The sequence below is a fragment of the Microbulbifer epialgicus genome (assembly GCF_041447265.1).
GTDB lineage: Bacteria > Pseudomonadota > Gammaproteobacteria > Pseudomonadales > Cellvibrionaceae > Microbulbifer > Microbulbifer epialgicus.
Genome location: NZ_JBGMEK010000040.1, coordinates 1 through 21,266 on the forward strand (window position 1 = coordinate 1; position 21,266 = coordinate 21,266).

2 protein-coding genes and 1 pseudogene are annotated in these 21,266 nt (G+C 56.8%); 1 reads left to right on the forward strand and 2 read right to left on the reverse strand.

What is annotated here, in order from left to right; all coding sequences use genetic code 11:
• Positions 1-95: 95 nt before the first annotated feature.
• A pseudogene (locus ACCI49_RS15855) lies at positions 96-248 on the forward strand (IS256 family transposase); the annotation flags it as partial.
• A 241-nt stretch (positions 249-489) separates the two neighbouring features.
• Here ACCI49_RS15855 and ACCI49_RS15860 read toward each other — a convergent pair.
• A complete protein-coding gene (locus ACCI49_RS15860) occupies positions 490-1,044 on the reverse strand; it encodes a hypothetical protein (RefSeq protein ID WP_371840054.1) in 555 nt (184 codons plus the stop codon).
• Complete coding sequence (locus ACCI49_RS15865) at positions 1,035-21,014, reverse strand: hypothetical protein (RefSeq protein ID WP_371840055.1); 19,980 nt, start codon at positions 21,012-21,014, stop codon at positions 1,035-1,037. The genes ACCI49_RS15860 and ACCI49_RS15865 overlap by 10 nt, the downstream gene beginning before the upstream one ends.
• Positions 21,015-21,266: the final 252 nt, after the last annotated feature.

Consider the following 21,266-nt stretch of genomic DNA (forward strand, 5'->3'; position numbering starts at 1 on the left):
ACACTGTCACAACTGACGATCCACTTTCCAGATCGCTTGGAAAAATACATCAGCTTATGAGGCCATTTGGCTGACACAGAGTTTTGAACATCCTCTTCGCCAATGAGAATAGCTTACTGAAGCTTCTTTACGCCGGTATACTAAAAGCCTCCGAACGCTGGACACGCCCGATTCAAAATTGGAATCTGACACTGTCACAGCTGGCGATCCACTTTCCAGATCGCCTGGAGAAATACATCAGCCTATAGTTGCCTGGCTGACACAGAGTTTTGAACACCCTCGCTAGTTCTCACCCATTCTCTTGATACTACTTTCCACTTTTCCTCCAAAGTCACAGATTTTCTAAGCCCAAGCATAAATCTTCTGCGCCTCACCTATCCTTAACTATAAATCAGAAAGAAATACCCACAGGAGTTAGCGCCAGCAACGCTGCTAGCGCTTTATCTAATCTTTGTTTATCTAGAATAATTAGATTCGCCCAAAGTTTGGTTATATCTGAACAATATCAAGCTTGATCAAGCATGCTTCAAAATCTTGCAATCCCTCGAACGCCCCCCCGCCATTCCCTTCAACATACCAGGCTTTATAAATAATTTTATTTCCCAATAACGCAGGAGACTTTCTCCTGGGTTGAAGCCTATTATTTATACAGGGGGATGGCCATCTATATATAGAAAAAAATATCCCTCCAAGATTAGCAATGCCCATCTGAGGCCCTTCAGGAGATTTTCTTGAAAATGGAATTTTACTGTAAGCCGGAATACCCTCTGTATATCGAACCTTACTTGACTTCAACCTTAGCATTTCTCTGTAATTGTTTACCGAAAAATAATTAAAGACCACCATCATAGAAAATAGAACAGTTAAAACGCCTGCCCCGCCCATTAAATACTTCACTATACCAAGCTCCCAGAGTCTCTCAGACTTAGCCCTAACAAAGAAAAGGTACAAGAAAAAAAATAGGGTAAGCACTGCGACTATAGCCATTATTAGCACCGAAACATTATAGTTAACGATGTAGCTTTCATGATTACTTATTTCCACTCCCACTCCCCGCCATCAATTTGCACCATATTCTTTACAGCGTCTTTTATCGTCCAATTTTTTACAATGTTTTTGGGTGTTTGAATAGCTAATGCATAGATGGCTTTACCAATCAAGGTCTCATCAGTACTAGTAGAAATTGGCACATACTGCTTAGTTATATCGACATCTGGAGCCAAGTTACTGGCTCTATTTTTTGACTTGTCATCACTCTTTAATTCGTCCTCAAAAGTGAACCCTACTGATGCCCCTACAGTTATCGAATCAGCGCGCCCTATATTTTTCAATGGTCCACCTTCAGGGTCTCTACCCTGCAGAATACTGTTCTCATATCCTATTACTCCATCTAGTGCCTTTCCTTTAAGCAGTTTCCCTACTCTTTCTCCTAAGACCTTTTTGGTTACCTCATCTTTAATGCCCCACTCAGCACTAGTCACTAACGCTTCTCCACCTTCCTGTGCGTAACCTTCATAGTCCAAATTAGCTAGAGCCACATTAGTTTCTATACCAGCGCTAAAACCAACACTATTTAATGCGGTGCCATATTCAATGTTCGAGGAAATAAAGAATTTTCCATTTGAATCCAGTCCAAACATTCCTCCAAAATTCGGAGCAATTTTCAAGATTTGAAAATCAATTGATCCACCCATAGAAATTGAGCCTGGCTGATTGTATACATCTAGCCAATTCTCAAATTCAGTTACACTATCCTCTAACTTTTCATGCACATACTCAAAAATGCTCGGCTCATCAATTAATACCTCTTGCCCTCTGGCAGTTTCTTTCGAGCTTATATAACCACCTAAATTAATTACCTCTTCAGAAAAATCAGTCCCACCAGGCGCAATTAACCCAACATCGGTCCATGTATTTGTTGGAGTCGCCAGTTGATATTGTTCTGCAAAACTTAGCGCAGCGTAGGCTTGCTGAGCGGCTACCTGTGCACTACGTTGCGCAGTTTTCGCATCTAGCCGACTATTAAAACCGGCGGAGTGCATCATCACCTGCGTATTCCGCTGGATTATCGCACTGTTAGACCAGTAGTCCCTTTCACTGCCCCAAATACCACTTTGGCTAGCAGTCACCACCAATTCCTGTCCTGACCAGCTGGAAGTTATATTGCTCGTTGAGCTACTGAACTGTTCAGTAAGACGTTGTTCTCCAGCACTGGCTTTTTCGCCGCCAGTAACTGAGCCCGCATCCAGACCGCCGCCTGCAACCGGCTCACCATCACCGCCTAAGCGCTTGATCGAGCTTTGAGTTACTCCGGCAGCAGTGGCAATTGCCACCCCACCCCAGTCAAAACTGTCACCCCAGATAGCACTCTGCACTGACTCGTTGATCAGGGCGCTGGTCAGCTCCCGACCAATATCCCCACCGAAAGTCTCTGCCCCCTGCATGACTCCGGCCAGTGCACCACCTCCGTCAGAGGGGGTTGCAAAGCCATCAGCGAGACCAGAACTGACTCCAGAGGCTACTGCGGAGGTGGCCACATTGCGCCAGCTAAAGCTCACATCCTTGTTAAATGCTTTGTTGATACCGTAACTGGTGACCGCGCTGCTCGCGCCGAGGATGGATGAACCGGCCCAGTTCAGCCTAGTGGCGTCGCTGACCATCAAGCTATCAAACCCTTGCAAGTATCTGCCTACGCCCATAGTGGCAACCGTCGTCAACCCCCCAACGGCTACATCGCTCCAACTAAAGCCCTCCTGCATTCCAAGACCGATTGCGGTTGCCTGGCTGGCAATGGAGCCTACAGCCCCTGCGGTAAATGCTGCACCTACTGCAGCAAATCCAAAGCCAGCTCCACCAGCTAATAGCGATGCACCAGCTGCCATTGTTCCGGCAAACCCACTACTCACAACACCGGTCACTAGCGGAGCAAGGGCACCGGCTGTAAATACCGTGGCCACTACCGCAACCACAATCACCAGGATCATACCCAGCGCACCACAGCCGCCATCATCCACCGGCGGTGGCGGCGGTACATCCGGCAGGGTAGGGGCCGTGTCGCCCATCTGCAGGGCGCCGTCTACCGGGCGGAAGGTGTCGCTGTTGTTGTGGATATTGGTGACCACATTGGGCAGTTCGAGGCGCTGGCCTTTGGTGAGTACCTCGTCGCCCTTCATGCCGTTGGCATCGGCTAGTAGATACCAGAGGCTGGAGTCGCCCCATACCATAGCGGCGACGCTCTGCAGGGTTTCACCACCCTGGGCTTCGTAGCTGGAGTAGCTGGCCGTGGGATAGTTGGGGTTGATCGGCTGGTAGTTCTGGTCGAAGTCCGCCGATTGCACCGCCTGCACATGGTCGCCATTACTATTCAGATGGCGGTTGCCTGCCCCTTCAGCTTGGGCCAAGGCTTTAACGTAGTCGTAGCGGCTCGGCACCTGGTCGTTGCCCACATCGCCGACGGCGTGGCCGTTGAAGTAGTAGAAGTGGCGCATCTCGCGGCCGAGGTTGTTCTGGCCGTCGTCGTTGATCTCTTCGCGCACCAGGGTGCGCCCTTCCTTGTCGGTGACGTAGGCGATGGCGCGCTTACCTTCCACGTCGTAGACCCGGCGGATATGGCCGTTGCTGTCGTAGGTGTAGTAGGCCTCGCCGCTTTCCCAGTTGATGCGCTGTTCCCAGAGGAGGTCTTTCTTGTCGGCGCTGATCACCACGGATTTGGTTTTGTAGGTGTCCCACTTTTCGTAGGAGTTGTACAGGGTCGTAACCGTGGGGTCGGTGCTGTCTTCGGTATAGGCGTTGGTGACGGTGGTGTTGACCGTCTGGCCGTCGCCGAGGAAGGTGTTGCGACTGCGGGTCACCTCATTGGTGGCCATGCCGTTTTCGTCGTACCGGGTGGTCTGATAACCGAGCTGGATACCGTCGGCGTTGTAGTAATTGTCCGTGCTGCTGAACCGTTTGCCCTTGGAGTCGTACTCGTGATAGGCGGTGACCTGGCCGGCGTCGTTATTGACGCGGCTGGCGCGCAGGACAAAGCCACTGCCCTGGTCGATATGCACGGTGGTGAGTCGACCGTTGCTGTCGTAGGCGTACTTCTCGCGGATGCTGCCGTCGCTGGCGCGGCTGGCGAGATAGCGCTGGTCGAGGCCGTTGTAGGTGATGGCGGTGCCGGTTTTACCCAGGACAATCTGGCCGTTTTCAAACTCGCCGAGGGTGAGGGTGAAGCGGTTGTTCTTGTCGTAGGTGTAGTAGAACGATTGCGTCTTGCCGTCGATGGTGCCGTCGAGGTTGTCGACATAGCGTCCGTCGTAAACACTGCTGACGCTACGGCGGTTGCCAAACACATCGAAGGTGTAGTCGATCTGGTAGGCGTTGCCGTATTCGTCGTAGCCTTCGATACTGGTGATGCGACCCTGTTCGTCGTAGACGGCATTGCTGTGCTGGTACACCACGCGGCCGAGGTTGTTGTACAGGTCGTTGGCGCGGTAGTAGAGCTCGCCGGTGCGGTTGCCCGCTTTATCGTAGCGGTATTCGGTGACGGCGGGGGCGATATCGCTGTTGGCGCCAGTCTGGTCGCCGTCACTGAGGCCGTTGTTGCCGTAGTCGTAGGTGCGGAACAGGTTGCCGTTGTGGTAGTAGGTGTAGCGAATGTCCTGGTTGTTGCGCGCTTCCCAGGTGCCGTCGCCGCTCAGGGCGGTATTGCCGGTCTGGCGCGATAGCCAGCCGGCGTAGTTGTAGGTGTATTCGATGCGATGGCCGCCGAGGTCGTCGTGCCAGACGGCTTTGCCGAAGTAGTCGACGGCGTCACTGAGTACATCCTCGTGGGAGGACTGGTTCCAGTCGGTGTCCACCACGCCGCCCATACCGGACTTGGCGATGGAGGTGATATAACCCCCCAGCTGCACTTGATCGGCGGCGCCCTGGGCCTGCTGGCCGGTGGCGGCGAGCACATTACGGCTCACCGCATCGCTCCAGGCGTAGGCGTAGTCGGTGATCTTGCCGTTGTAGCTCTTGTACTGCAGTACCCGACCCATGCCGTCGTAGCGGTAGGTCTCCTGGCCGACGGTGCCGCTGCTGCCGACACTGCCGCTGCTGTTGAAACTGACGTCGAGCACATGGTTAGTGTCGCCGTAGAGGGCGTTGCGGTGGCGGATGCGGTTGCCAAACTCGTCGTAGTCCCACTCGTCGTAGCGATCGGAGGTGCTGTAGCCGTAGTCGATCGCCAGGGAGCTGTCCTGGAAGCGGTTCATGCGCACCAGCTGGTTATTGGCGTCGTAGTGGTAGGCCACCTGGTAGTAGAGTGCACTGGTGCCGTTGCCGCGCTCGTTGGCGCGGTACACCAACTGGCTGCTGCCCTTGAGGTTGCCGGCCTGGTCGTAGATCTGGGTGTCGTAATCGCCCTCGCCGTCCTGGCTGGCAATCAATAAGCCGGCCTCATAGTCCTGCAGGCGCACCTGTTCGTGCTGGGCGTTGTAACTGGTCACCGCACTCTGGGTGGCGCTGCTGGCGCCGGCGGCAGCTTCAGCCCCGACCTTCTCCATCACCACTTCGCCGAAGGCATTGACGCCGTATTCGGTGGCGGTGTGGGCGCGGAAGCTGGTCATCTGCTCGGTGTAGACGTCCGCTTCCGGCTTCAGCTCCTTCACTACATTGCCGCGCTGGTCGTACTCATACAGGGTGGTGTTGCCGTTGTTGTCGATCGATGCCACGTTCTCGCCGAAGGCGTTGTAGGTGGCGTGGTGGGCGATCAGTGTCTCGTCGTTGGCGGCACCGGTCAGCTGCAAGGCGATATTGCGGATGGCCTCGCGGTTGTACAGGCCAGTCTGGGAGTAGAAAATAGTTTCAGAGGCTGTGCCATCAGAGCTGCCTTCGCGGACATAGGTAATATCATTAGTGATTTTTGTCACCTTATTGGTGATATTGGTCACTGAACCGCCATTGTCATTATTGAAGTTGCCTCTGGCGTGATTCAAAGTTGTGCCGGTCTGGTTACTGCCGCTGTAAGCCAGAAGTACAAATGCCAGATTGGTGGCGTTGTCGTTCATCGATGAGGTATCGACATACACCCAGTCCTGCCCTGAGGGCACATTCACATTTTGAGTAACTCCATCGGCAATAAAACTGATGGATTTGGTGCCGTCAGGCAGGCCGTAGACCTTGACCAGTTCCGGGGAGGTTTTGGTAACGCCACCACTGCCGGAGTAGCCACCCCAGTCCTGACCGTTAGTGGTCATAAAAACACCAACATCCACCAATGAGCTACTTGAAGAGACATATCCACCCGTAATCGTATATGTACCATCCTTTGTAATCGTTTTGGTTTCGGTTGATCCCCCCCCGATACCAATGGTTATCTTTGCACCCGTGGCATCTCTCAGACCGGAGATGGTAAACTTAACCTCCCCTTGATATTGATAGTACGGCGTACCATTGGAATTACTAGAACCAGTGCGATTAGCGATCACATGATGGTAGGTAACCGTTACATCCCCATAAGCCTCCACTTTGGGAGCTACCGCCACACTACCTTCGAGCGGCTCATAGGTGGCCTCCCTCACACTGACCGAGTCACTGTATTCCAAGTGGATGCTTTCCCCACTGCCCTGCTTCGAGGAGCGGTAACCCGCCGACAGCCAGAACTTGTTCACCTCCGGTAAATGCTCCAGACCGACACCCTCACCCGGCAGGCCCACGCTGCCACTCTGGCTGTCAGCGGCGCTGCTGTATAGGTCCACCGCATGTAATACCAGGCCGTCGGGATCGACAAATGTCAGTGAGACCGCCGCGGCGTTGCTGTTCAGCGCGATGGCCATGCCATCGCTCCAGTTGTACTGGGTGTTGTCCATCACCACCTGGCCACCGGCACTCTTCGCCAGCACTTTGACCTGAATACTATCGCCGAAAATGCTGCTTACAGCGCTACTCTCCAGAGTCAGAATATTGTCATTCACAGTCCAGTCCAGGCTTGGCATCACCTCTAGAGGATTGTTTTGTGCATTATCTAAAGCACTCTCTGCTTCCGTATCATCTGCCTGCAGAAAGTCACTGCTAACGGCGTAGTTATGGCTATTGGTGGTAATCACCACTTCACGCCAACCGTATTCAACGCCCCCACTAAAAAGCGGCACAAAAATATGCAGCCTTTCTTCTGTTTCGATACGGTTGGTATGCACAGTAATTTCCCGGCCGCTGTCTAGGGTGACTTGGCGACTGGTGTAGTACTGGGTGGTGCTTTCTTCGATATAACCTTGATTACTTCCCTGAGTGGTTCCCGCCAGAAAATAGCCATTGGAGTCCGTCAATAATTCCGACAGATTTGCAACATCCTGGTGCTCTCTTAAATCCAGGCGCCGGTCACCTGCCATGAGATTGGTAAGTTTATAGCTGGAGTCCACCCAAGAGAGTGCGCTATCTACAGCGATAGCACCGCCAGGGTCACTGCTGTACCCCATCCCCTGATCATCAACAAAGTGAATATCATTATCCCGAGTGGTTGTCCCTTGCAGATCGGGGATCCTGACGCTGATATTTTCCGCAGAAACAGCTGCCCTCCCCCCCCAGGTAACCCCCCCTGTCTCCAGTGACACCCAAGTTTCTATGTTATTGTCTGGCGTCCAGATAGGATCACTATAAAGCGTATAGTTACCGCTCTCTGTCAGAACATATTCCCTTTCCCCCGCACCCTCAACGGAGAGCTTCACAGTTACGGGGGCGTCGGGCGTTGCGTAGGGTATAGTGAGATTTACCTCGCCCTCAACTTTGAAACTCAGGCCTGCGCCATCAGGGCTTGCTCCAAGATAAAGCGTATTCGATTTAATGGAATTATAAAGAACAGTATTAGCCTGGTATTTATTGACCCCCACCGTAGATGAATTGGGCATACCGTTGCTGAGGCTCACCCAGTCCGTGGTGATGATGGGGCTGTTCGCCTGGGGCGTACTATCCTCGATGTGCCTCCAGGTGTCGGCCATGTCCATTTTTTTGCGTTCGCCAAGAGTAATGGTTCCCGGGGCCCCTCCCGGCGTGCTTTCGACAGTATTTTTGATGCCGCTGTCTGCACTATCCACCGTCCAGTTCACATCCAGGTCGGGATTATCGCTGGGTGTATCCAGCGGGGCATCCACCACCGTAATCAGCTGGTCTTCCTGGTCGTACAGGCTGTACTTCCACTGCGTCTCACTCTGAGTGAGCTCGTTCATCGCCTGCTGGGCGCTGTGGATACTGTCCAAACTGTTGTTGTTGATCGCGGCAATTTCCAGCGTGGCATTGCCGTTCTGGTCGTACAGGTAAAGACGCGGGGAGCCGTTGTCGGCGTTGGTTTTAAACAAGCGCCCGAGCTCGTCGTAGACGTAGTATTCCTGGTATTTGCCATCGATCACCGAATCGCGCACCGCGGTGTTGATGCCCTTGCCGATAATCTGCCCGTGGGTGTTGTAGGCCATATCGTACTGCACCAGGCCGCCCTGCTCGGTCTGGTCGACGTTGTTGCTGCGGGCGATCTCGCGGCCGAGGGCGTCGTACTGCAGCCAGGTGATAACCTGGCTCTGGGCGTTGTCGATATCTGTCTGTGTCTGGCTCTGATAGACGGCGTTGCCGAAGGCGTCGAAGTAGAAGCGCGTCTTGCCTTCGTAGTTGGCTTCACCGCGGTTTTCCCGCGCGTCGCGGGTCTCTACCCGTTTGCCGATCATGTTGTAGTGGTGGCTGGTAACCTGGCCACCACTGTCGTTGTGCACTATCTCGGCGGTGCGGTTGCCGAACAGGTCGTAGCGGTAGCTGACAGTGCCGCGCACACTCTGGCCGCGGTAGTCGGTGTACTCGGCGCCGCGGGTTTGTACCTGCTGGCCGTACACGTTGTAGTCGACACTCTCCATACGGCTGTCTGCGGCGTTTTCATCACCGTCGTAGCGCACGGTGGTGATGGCCAGGCCATTGCCATCGTAGTCGTGGCGAGTCACCAGGTCACTGCTGACCCGGCTGACATTGAGGGCGGTGCCGGAGTTGCTGATGCGCGCGAAGGATTCCCCTTTGGTGCGCTCTTCCAGCAGCAGGCCGCGGCCACTGTACACATATTCGGTGGTGCGCTCGTCGCCGGTGGCAACATTGGCCACCAGGGCGGCGCGGTTGCCACCGTAGAGGTTGTCGAGCCAGGCGTGGCGGGCTTCGTTGTCGGCGGGGGCGCCGAGCTTGGCGAAGTCGAGGGCGCCGGCGTAGCGGGTCTGTGCCGTGATCTGGCCGAGGCCGTCGTAAATATACTCGGTGACATAGCCGAGACGATCCACTTCCAGTACGCGATTGCCGGCGGCATCGTAGAGGGCGAAGCTGGCCTGGTCCTTGCCATCGATCTGGATAGTAGGGTTGCCGTTGGCATCGTAGAGCGCTTGGTGGCCCTGGGTGCTGCCTAGGCTGAAGCCGTTTTGCAGTTCCTGCTGGTCGCCGCTGGTGGAGTCCGGAGCCACCAGGTTGTTGAGGTCGAAGAAGACCCCGGCATCGGATTCGGTTTTGGTCACCAGGTTATTGGCGTTGTACTGGTAATGGGTCGTGCGTCCGCTGCTGGACTCGCTGCCCTGCAGGGCCTGGGCGTCGGTGCGCCAGTGCTCGACGCTGCTATCGAGGTTGAGCCCATTGAGGCTGCCGTCCCAGGGGCTGCCGTTAATGGTGAGGCGCTGGTCGTAGCGGCTCTCGCTGCGCAAGTTGCCGGCGGCGTCGTGGCGGTTGTAGGTCAGACCGCCGTCGGTATCCAGGGCGAACACCTGCTGGTCCAGGCGGTTGTAGCTGTAGGCGCTGGCCTGGATCTGGCCGTGCTGGACACCGCTGGCACTGCCGTCGTCGTTCAGGCTGGCATTCTGCAGGCCGCGCTGGCCTTCGTACACCAAGCGGCCGAGAGCGTCGTAGCGGCGCTCGGTCACCGTGCGCATCGACACCGTGTCGATAGTCCCGTCGAAGTCGGCACTGCTCTGGGCGTTGCCTGTGGCGCCGATAAAGGCGGAACCCAGCAGTGTCAGCAACTGGCCGTTGTGGTCGTAACGCAGATAGCGGTCCTGGATACCGTATACCGAGGCCTTCTCCTCGCCGGCGCTGACATCCCAGTAATAGCCTTCCGCTTCGAAGGTTTTATCGAAGGCGTTGTAGTTGTACTTGGTAATGGCGCGCACCAGGGTGGTACTGGTCTTATGCGAGGTCAGTGTGGCGTAGTACTCGGGCCCGGTCTCCTGGGTCACCCGCCCCTGGGCGTCGAAAAGGTAATCCGTGCGCGCGCCGCGGGCGTCAATCATGGCGGTGCGGTTGCCGGCGGCGTCGTATTTATAGGTGCTGACATTGGCGGTGGCGTGGCCGTTGATCAGGTCGTAGCCGTACTGGGTGCTGGTGAGCAACTGGCCGCGGTTGTCGTACACACTGACGCTGTGGCGGTCGCGCACAGCATCCTGTAAACCGCTGAGTAAAGTGTCCAAGCCGGCGCGGTTGAGAGCGGCGATATCGGTGCCGGCGGCCAACTTCTGCGCGTAGGTGCGCACGTCCACGGCCTGGCCGAAGGCGTCATAACTGTACGTGGTAACGGCGCCATCCGGGGTCACCTGGTGGGTGAGCTGGTTGTTGGCGTCGTACAGGAAGACCCCGGTGTTGCCGTTGGGATCGGTGGTGGCGACGATATTGCCGAAGGCGTCCAGCACCGTCTGGGTACTGCCGCCGCGGGCGTCGGTCTCTCCGACCTTGCGTCCCAGCTGGTCGTGGTGCTGCTGGCTGACATAGCCGGGGCCGCGGGGGCTGACCAGGGTCTCCAGCTCACCGAAGGCGTTGTAGCTGAAGTAGGTGGTGGCCACCTGCTCGTCGGCACCCAGCTCGCTTCCCGTCAGACTGTGGCGGTTGTCGATACTGCTCTGTGCCCAGTCCGGCAGGCCGCTGGTCTCCTCCACCAGGCGCCCCAATTGGTCGAAGCCGCGGTAGGTGACCCGCTGCTCGGCCAGGCCCTTGGCTTCGATAGTGCGCCAGGTTTCTCCGAACGTCGTGTAGTCGTGCTGGGTCACCACGCCGGCGCTGTCGGTTTCCGTTTTCAGCTGGCCACTGGCGTGGTAGGTGTAGTGGGTGCTGCGGTCCTGGGCGTGCGCCAGGGCATTGGTGTTGATAGCACTGGGGTCGGTGTTTTGCGCCACTGCCTGGCTGTAGTGGGTCTCACTCAGCACCTGCCCCTGGGCGTCGTAACTCCAGGTGGATAGGTAGCCCTCTGTCCCAATGCGCGGGACCTGCTTGTGGGTCAGGCGGCCGGCGGCGTCGTAGCTGAAATAGGTCTTGTAGCCCAGTGGGTCGCTGATCTGGGTGCGGTTGCCGAGGGCATCATATTGGTAACTTTCAACGTAATCCTGCAAGGCGCCATCCGCCCACACCTTCTCGGTGAGGCTGGCCTTGCGCCCGGCGGCGTCGTACTGAGTGACGATCACCTGGTCGTGCTGGCTGCTGGCGCTGATGGCCAGGTCGGCGGCACTGAGGCCGGCCCAGCCGTTGGCGGCGGGTACACTGATGCCGTTGGCGTAGCGGATCACCGTCTCGATGTCATTACTATCGTCGTAGCGAGTCTCGGTAACATAGCCGAGGCTGTCTACGGTGTGGGTGCGGCGGCCGGCGGCATCGTAGATAAAGGTGCTGTGGCGGTTGTCTGCGGCTTCCGCGTTCAGATCAGCGGTGGTCTCGCTGGCGAGATGCAGGGCGTGGGCGTAGGCGATCTCGCCGACCACTTCACCGCGGCTGTTGTACAGGCTCTCCGTGACATACGCGTATTGCGCGCCGCCCTGTTCAAACAGCCGCAGGGTATGGGTCTGGCGGCCGGCGGCGTCGTACTGGTAGCGGGTCTCGCGGTCTTTACTGGTGTCGCGCACCAGGTCGGCGACGCTTTCTGTGGACGGATCTATCCTGTCGGCATAGCGGATCACGGCGCTGACACGGCCGGCGCTGTCGTAGACCGTCTCCGTCACCTGGCCGAGGGGGTCGATATTGTGGGTCAACTGGCCGTCGTCGTTGTAGACATAATGGGTGGTGCGATCCGGGGCAAAAACCGCTCCACTATAGGTCGCCGTTAACGAGGCGATATCCAAACTCGCGGGCAGTGTATGGACGCCGTCGTGTCCAATACTGGCAACCAACTGCCCGGCATCGTCATACTGCTTCTCCAGCGCCGCGTATTGCATGTTGGAGGCGCCATTCAAGGAGTGCGGGGTCAGCACAAAGCGCTCGCGCCCCAGCGCGTCGTAGACAAAGTAGGTGCTGTAGCCCAGGGCGTTGGTCGCCGCGGTGCGGTTGCCAGCCTGGTCGTACGCATAGCGCGTGGTGATGGCGAGGCCATTGGGGTCGAGGGTCTCGCTCAGTACCCGGCCCAGCTCGTCGTAGCTGTAGGCGGTGGTGCGGTGGATCGCGGCGCTGCCATCGATACCGCCGCTGAGCGCGCCCTCCTGCACTTGCAGCAGGTTGCCCTGGCCGTCGTAGCGGTACTGGGTCAGCAGGTTGAGGCCGGAGCCATCGCTGCTGGCATCGACAATCACCCGGCTCACGCGGCCATTTTTATCGTACTCGGTGCGGGTCACGCTACCGCTGGCATCCACCGTCTCTTCATAGCGGTGGCCGTAGCGCTGGGTGGTGGTCAGGTTGAGGCCGCCCACATCCTGGGTGCGGGTCAGTACCCGCCCCTGGGGGTCATAGGTCAGCTCGGTGCGCACGCCACTGGCGTCGACACTGGCGGTGAGCTGGCCGGCGGCGTTGTACTCACTGCGGGCGCTGTTGCCGAGGGCGTCAGTGGTGTCAGTCAGGTTGCCCTGAGTGTCGTAGTCATAGCGCACCTGGCGCAGCCAGCTGTCCCCGACCTTGATGGAGACCTCGAAGGTCTCGCCGTGGATATTGTTGACGGTGCGAGTTTGTACTCCCTCTGGAGTGGTCACCACCTGGCTGCGGCTGGCGTCGTCGTATTCGTAGCGGGTACTGCGGTTCAGCGCATCGGTGCGGGTCAGTACCCGGCCGAAGGCGTCGTAGCTTAAGTGGGTCTGCTGTTCCAGGGCATTGGTCTGGGTCACCAATTGTCCCAGGCGGTCGTAGGCGTAGTCGGTGCTAAAACCGCGCGCATCGGTACTGGATACCGCTTCGCCGAAGGCGTTGTACACCGTACTGGTGCCCACGCTGGAGAAGGGACCACTGCTCAGTTGCGCACTACTCGTTTCCAGTTCACCACGGCGACTGTAACTGAAGTCCGTGACCGCCTGGCGGCTGTTGGCAACATCAATCGCCCGACTTAAACGGGTGCGTTCGCCAAAGGCGTTGTACTGGGAGGTGCTGACAAAGCCCTCGCCGTCAGTGCTGTTGTCCACCTGGCTGCGCTGGGTGTAGACGGTGCTGGTGACGGTGTCGTCATCATCGACAAGGCTGGCCGCCAGGCTGTCCAGGGTGGCGGCGTCGCCGGCCAGGCCCAGGTTGTTGAGCGCGGTATTGCTGAGGCGGCTGGCATACTGGCGGGTGCCGGTCACTTCGCCGAAGGCGTTGTGGCTAAAGCTGCTCAACTGCCATTCGAGGGCGTTGTTACCGGGGTTGAACACCGGTGCCAGGCTGTACTTCAGCAGGCCGTCGGCACTGTAGGCGAAGTGGGTGGTATAGCCATTGGCATCGATGCTGCTGATACGGCGACCGCTGTCATCGTAGCTGTGACTCAACACCACCCGGCCCTGGTGATCCCGCTCGGCGATCACCCGGCCCTGTACGTCGTACTCAAACTGGTAATCCCGCGCCTCGCTGTCGTTGGCACTGAAGGTGGGGTCGCCCTGGTAGTTGTCCAGGTAGTTATCCAGGATGGAGCCACTGGCAATAATAATGCCGCTGCGGCTGCTCGCCAGCTGGCCACCGGCGGTATAGGTAAAGGTACTGGTATTACCAAAGGCATCGGTGCTGTGGGTGACCTGGTTGCGCGCGTCGTAGCGCCACTCGGTGGTGCGGTCGTCGCTGGAAGTCAGCGGGCGCACCTGCCCCAGGCCGCGGTCGCTGCCCAAAGAGAGACGGGCCGGGTCGTTGTCCACCGCGGCCAACGCGCTATTCAGTTCATTGAGGTCGTATAGCGAGTCCGCATACTGAAGGCTTTTTACCCGGTTGCCGGCGGCGTCGTACTGGTGCTCGGTGACATAGCCCTCGGCATTGATCTCCGCCACTTCGCGGCCCTGGCCGTCGTAGAGCCAGTAGTGACTGCGATCCGTCGCTGGGTCTGCGGCGGGGCGCAGGGTCTGCAGGGTGCCGCTGTTGAGCCAGTGTGCACTCTGATCGTAATCCGCGACGCGGTTGGCATACTGGGTTGTGGAGACCAACTGGCCGGCGCGGTTGTAGCGGTATTCAGTTAGATAGCCCTCTGCATCCAGGGTCGCGGAGACCCGCCCGGCATCGTCGTAGAAACGGCGCTCGATACGCGCATCCGCCAAATCCACGCCGCTCGCCGTGGCGCTAAGCGCCTGGATATAGCTCTCGCCGGCGGCCAGGGTGAAGCGCCCCACCCCGCTCTTACTCACTGGGGTGCCGTCCACATCCAGGGTGTAGGACAGCTGGTATTCATACACGCCGTTGGCGTGGCTGGCCTTGTCCAGCTCCACCGCGCCGGTGGCCGGGTCGAGGGATAGCGTCTCCCAATTAGCACTGCCCAGCGGGCGTATCGACAGGCTTACCGCACTGGCGGTATAGGGTTCATCCAGCCCCAAGCTCAGCTGCGGGTTGACCACCGCCTCTTGCTGCAGCCCAATCTGATGCTGGAAGCTGGCGTCCACCTGGCTGCTGCCGTCGATATAGTGGCGCGTCACCTGTACGCTGTAATCGCCGTCGGCCAGGGGCTCTCCCACCAGCAGGTTGACCCGCCCGGCGAAGGAGCCGTCGTGCAACGTGGCCGGGTCGATCCAGGTCTGCGCCGGCTGTGCGCTGATCGGGGAACCGGTGGCATTGTCGATGACCACCGCTTCCACATAGGCGATATCCGTCGCTTCCGCGGCGCTCAGGTAGCCTTCGATGGCATAACCTGCCGAGGCACTGCGCTGGTAAGTCGGCACCGCCCAGTCGGCAGACACAGGGCCGCTGTCGTTGGCGGCAAAGGTGCCGGACAGGGTGCGCAACAGGCGGTCGTTATCACTAAAGCCATTGCCATCGGCATCGCGGTAACTGGATGCACGGTACTCGTAATTGCCGGTGAGGGCATAACCCAGATTGACGCTGAAGTCGCTGCCGCTCTGACTCACCGCTACGCTGGCCCAAGCATCGCTGCTACCGGCGCGGCGGTATTCAAAGACCGTCACCTCATCCGCCTGCGGCGCATAGGCCGCTTCGGACCAACTGATCACCCGATCCTGCGCCGCCTGATCGCCCACCTCTACCGCAAAAGGCGTTTGCGCACTGCTGCTACCATTGTCGTAGTGCAGCGTTAAGGTCACGCTATAGGCTTGGCCCGCGGTCAATGCGGTGCCGATAGCTAAATTGACTTCGCCGTTGTAGTTGCCAAACAACTGTGGATAGGTCTCGGCAGTGGAGACCAGCTGGCCATTGCCGTCTTTGACCTGCGCGACAATTTTATTGAGGGCGGGACTGCCGCCGGTGGCAACCGGATAACCGGAAATCCCATGGCCGCTGCCACTTTGCAGGGAGACCACGGTGTACTCGAAATCGAAGCTGCTGGCTTGGGTGGCGCCCTTGCTCACCGTCAGCGTCGGACTGCCCGCCGTTTGCTTAACCGTTTCACCATTTTGCTGGTAGCGAATCCGGAAATGATAAGTACCCTCGAGAAGGCTTCCGTCATCCACATCGCCGAGCATCACTTTCAGGTCACTGCCATCCTCTAGCGCCGGCACCGATTGCCAGGTGTTGGGGGCAACTTCGTATTCGAAAACGGCGACGCTGCCGGCTGGGCGCGAGCTGACCGGCCAGCGGAATTCAGTGGGGTGGTGCTCGGTTTGAGTACCGATTTCGTGGTCGAAGGTGTTGGTGCCAATCTCATCGCCCTCGAGATCATAGGTGGTCACCTCTACTGCGTAGCGACCAGCACCCAATTCACCCTTGCCGGTAGGGGTATGGGTATCGACTTCAATCGTTCCTATCCGCCCATTGCCGCGAATATAAAAGGCCATGATCCCCTGCACTTCGGCAGCCGGGTCCAGATAGGCCACATCGGCGAGGATATCCCGCTCGAAGGTATGCCAGTTGCCATCCCGATATGTATCTTCCAGCGGGAAGGTATAATAGGTCGTATTAGATGATGAGGAAAAATAGATATAAGGTTCCTGCACACCGGAGTTGTAGCTTACATAGGCGGGCCCCTTTGAGGTCTCCAGTCGATAATAAAGGATTGCTTCGCCGGACAGCTTCAGCTCCGCGCGTGCCTTGGTACCATCGGTGATATTCCAGGCATCGATTTGGCCACCTTGCAACGTGCGGAAACCATTGCTGGTACCATCGCCGGAAATTTCGATCACATCGCGATTTAGGGTGCTGTCATACACGCTTTTAAGGGTCGCACCAGCCGGAGTGCTATCGTAAATCTGCCAATCACTAGTGCTGATATTCTGGCTGGTGTTAAAGCTGTGATGGACAAAGTCCGTGGAGATATTGAGGTTACCGTTATAGGTATAGTTGTTGGGATTTTCTGCTTTGAGCCACGCCAAATAATCCGCCGGGTAATCGGATCCCGTATAAATTATCTGACCGGAGACCTTATCGCGCACAACGATATCGGCGCGGGCAATGGAGGCCGCTTCGCCTTCAGAGAAATATCCCGATACACTGGATGCAGTACCCACTTCAACGTATTTAATGGATGCAAATTTAAAAGTCGCACTCGGGGAACTGCTATCGGTGGTTTTACCATCTTTAGCGACAGAAAAAGTACCGGTAGCGGATTTAATAACCTGATCGCCGTCTATATATTCTATTAGGTATTCGTAACTGCCGTTATCCAGAACATCCAACGTTGCCTTATGGTCGGAGCCACTGGCTACTGGTGCAATCTCTGTCCAGCTATCGTTGCCACCCGCCAAACGATATTTGAAAATGACCGCGGTTCCTTCCGGTTGAGCGGATAGCGGCCAGGTTACAGTGGTTGAACCATAGACATAATACTGCTCACCGATTTCATAATAAATACTGGGCTGCTGAACACCATTGATCGTCAGGGTAATATCGTATTGTCCATCCGGCAGTGCGCTACCAATCCGCAAGTTGACTTTGCCATCCCAACTAAAACCATCGCGCACAATATCCTGAGGATAGGTCGAGGCGGTATAGGACACACCCGTGGCCCTGTTTTTAGACACTGCCACAATGGATTGAATATTCGAGGGGAGACTACCACTGTAATATTGCAGTACAGAGGAGTTAGATACCGGATCTGTGGTATCTAACCCATTAATATACCAAATTGTCAGCTCATCACCAGTACCAACTAAGGGCGTGCGTCCCTCGACGCGCCTTTCCACCTCATAAACACCGCCCTGCTTATCACCATTCTGGATATCAATCCTAAAATCAAAATCGCCACTATCCGGATAGTCCAGACTTACCATGCTGGTATATTTATCTACAGCTGTAGCTATTACTGACTTCCAATTAGAAGAAGAGTTTGGCCGGTAGTAGAAGACTTCATTGCCACTTCGGAAGCTTCCCCATACTATACGTGTGCCGACGTTATAACTCTTGGTTTGTGTATAACTCGCTTCCGCTTTAGGGGAACCAATTTGAAGCCACTGCCTGATCTCGGCCTCATACCAGTACGGCGTGCGGTACTCTTCTGCAACAACCTTTATCGAATACTCTCCCGCAGGTAAGTTATCACCGTAGTATTTGGTTAAATCGACACTGCCACCCCAAGTACGCGAAGTCGTCGTATAAGAGAAAGTTCCATCATATCCACTAGGCAGGCTGCCATCGCTACGGGTCACGGTTATATTGAGTTTCCAATAATTAAATCGGCTACTCAAAGTATCCGAACTAGCAGTTCTTGACGTGAACGCTCCTGAGTTGAGCTTGGTATAGTTGCTAGTGGAGTTTACATTTGGGTGTTGGCGGGAGAAGGTAACAACCTGACTTTGCTGCTCAACTCCCTCAACTCGCTTCAAGGCTGTCGTAGAGTAAGTATACCCATTCTGCTCTGGACCACGTTCCACCATTGGCGTTGTCACCGTCAATGTTCTCGGAGGGTCTGTTTTAATCTCCCGCTCCGCAACAATCGCCGTGCTGGCATAGGTATAAAGCTGCACCGGTGCGCGGGTATAAGCGGTAGTAATGGCACTGCCACTCACCCTTTCTGTTTGCGTATTTTCGACCCGCGCATTGGTGGTGCCACTCAGGGCGTAGGGATTTTGTGCCGGGCGTGTGGTGGCGGATTGACTGAGGTCGATACTGCCACTTTGATTGACAATACTGCGCTGGTTAAAGCCGAGGCTGTCTGCCTGGGCATAACTCTGCTGCGGGTCTACCCACTGGGTGGCGCTGTCGCTGGTAACACTGAGGTTGGCATTACTGGCTGCGTATTTAGCCGCTAGGGTTGCGGTGGTCTCTCCCTGGGGATTTTGTATTTTTACACCGTACTGGGTGGTGCGCAGCACCTGCCCCTGGGCGTTGTATTGGGTTTCACTCAGGTAACCTTCGCCGTCCACAAAGAAACGCACTTGGCCGGCATCATCGTAGTATTGGTAAGTGCTGCGGTCACTGCCGGATACGGCAGCTGGGCGCAGGTCTGCCAGGGTGACACTCTGCTTGATGCCAATCACATTGCCGTCGTTGTCTTTCTGCAACAGGCTCTGCAATTGGGTGCCGCTGAGTCGGTTGGCGTAGTGCGTGCTTTGTACCTGCTGGCCTTCACCATCGTAGTGGAATTCGGTAATCGCGCCGGAGGCGCTGATCACGGCCACCATCTGGCCTTTGTCGTCGTAGAGGCTGTGGCTGATTGCACCGATCGCGTCCTGGGTGGCGCGGATACGCCCGAGGGTGTCATAGAAGAAGCGGGTTTCACCCAGGGTGGCGTTACCGTTGGTGGTGTCGTGGCGGATTTCGCTGATCAGACTGCCGTTGGTGGCGTAGCTGCGGGTGATCTGCAGGCCGTCGGCGTCGGTGGTAATAACCTGTGATTGGGCATCGTTGTACAGGGTGGTGCTGGTATGCCCTTCAGCATCGGTGCTGCTGAGCAGTCGGCCGAGGCCATCGTAGACGTAGCTGGTTTTATAGCTGCTGGCATCTTGCGCGCCACCGCGGGGGTCGACGGTACTATGCAGTTGGCCGTTGGCGTCGTAGACCGTGTATTGGGTGGATTCACTGCCGTCGGCAATGCCCTCGCCGTCGCTGCCCACGGCGCTGTAGGCGGTCACACTGTAGACCTGGCCGCGGAAGTCCAGGCGGGTATCACTTCTGCGGGTGGCGTTGTGCAGGCTGTTGGCCTGGATATCGCTCTGGGTGTTTTGCACCCAGCTGATGAGGGTGCTGTAGGCAAAGTCGACGATGTTTTCGGCACTCGCTTCACTGTAGTTGGCGGCGTCGAACTGGTCGAAGTAGCCGTGCTGCAAGTAGGTAATGGCACTCACTGTGCGGGCGGGAATGCCGTGCTCGGCGTTCTGTGCGGCATCGCTGTAGCGGGTTTCCTGGACAGTGCCGTCGTGGCCAATCACAAAACGCAGCCGCTGCTGGTCGTCATAGACGTAGTGGGTGACACGAGCTTCGGCCGGTTGCTCGGCACCATCGCCATCGGGGTCCGGGCGCCGGTAGACCGTTTCTTTACTCAGCTGGTTATAGCTGTCGTATTCCCGTTCGACCGTATTGCCCTGGGCATCGCGCACCAGGGTCTGGTTGCCGCGGCTGTCATATTCATACGTGGTGGTGTCGCCGCTGTGATCGGTGAGGCTCTGTAGATTGCCGTCGGCATCGTAACTGTATTGGGTCAGTGCGCGCACGCCGTTCTGGTCGGCAGGGGCTTTCATCTCCGTGATGCGCCCGGCGCTGTCGAAGGTCAGTTCAGTCTGCACTCCGGCCCAACTGCCGCCACCCGCTTCCGGGTTGTTTACCTGGGTAATGGTGGTCTTGCGCTTGGCCAGGTCGTAATTGTACAGAGTGATACGGCGGTCGCTGTTATCAAACTCCTGTGCCAGACCACTGGAGGTTACCCGGCCAGTGTGCACCTCGGTAACTCGATAATCCCCCTGCCCATCCACATTGGCGTACACAAAGCGTATTACCGTGCCGTCACTTTGCAGCACTGCGGCAACGCGGGTGCTATCCCCATCGTACTCGTAAGTGGTGGTGTATACATTGCCGTCGGCAATACTGCTGTCCTGCGGGGACAGGTCGACGGTAACGGTTTCTAAACGGCCCTGGGCGTCGTAGCTGTAGTACAGGCGCTGTTCGGTGGTGCCGTCGCTGCTGACGGTCACTCCGGTAACCCGGGTGCCGCTATAGGTAATCGCGAGGGTCTGGCCAGCGGCGTCGGTAACCGTGTCCACCAAACCACTGCTGTTGTGGCCAAAAACCACTTGGCGGCCTTCCGCATCGACATGGGCCACCAGTTTCCAGTTGCCGTTGATACTGCCGTAGACTTCTTCGACGCGACTGGAGCCCTCACGCCATACCCACTGGTTGTTGCCGCTGTCAAAAAGAATTTGGTCGTGGGCACCGGCTCCGTCAGAAGAGACATAGGCCTGCAAGCTAGCATCGTAGCGGTATACCGTCTCGGCCCCATCACTGCCGATACGGGCAATCTGGCTGCCCGGCTGATTGGGAGTACCGACCAGATTGATCAGCTGGTTGGAAAAGTTAAAGCGGAAGCCATCATTGTTGTCGCCATCCAGCTGTCCCTGGCTGTTATATGTGCGAAGTAAGGACAGGTCCAGGCCTGAGGCCGCGACAAATTCATCCTGCTGGCGCAGTACCAGGTTGCCGGTGGAGGCGTTGACATAAATGGATTCACGTCCCTGCCCAAAACTTGCCGAACCTACCCCTGCCTGTGTGCTGTTGAACAGACCCAGAGTTTCCCCACTGATAACGGCGACCATAGCATTTCCCTAAAATATCTAATCTGTACTGACATACTCACCGGGAGTTATCGCCAGTTTTCAATCTCGTTAAGATATATATCCGGAGATTTACCCAAATCGTGCAGGAAAAATTTAAAAAAATTTGGACGAGCAGCAATTCACGACTACTACCAGCATGTATGACTATACGTTCACTCTTAAAATCTCAAAATGCGAGGACCTACCAATGAACAAAGAAAAGGAGCTTTTACTTAGGCAAGAAGGCTAGCT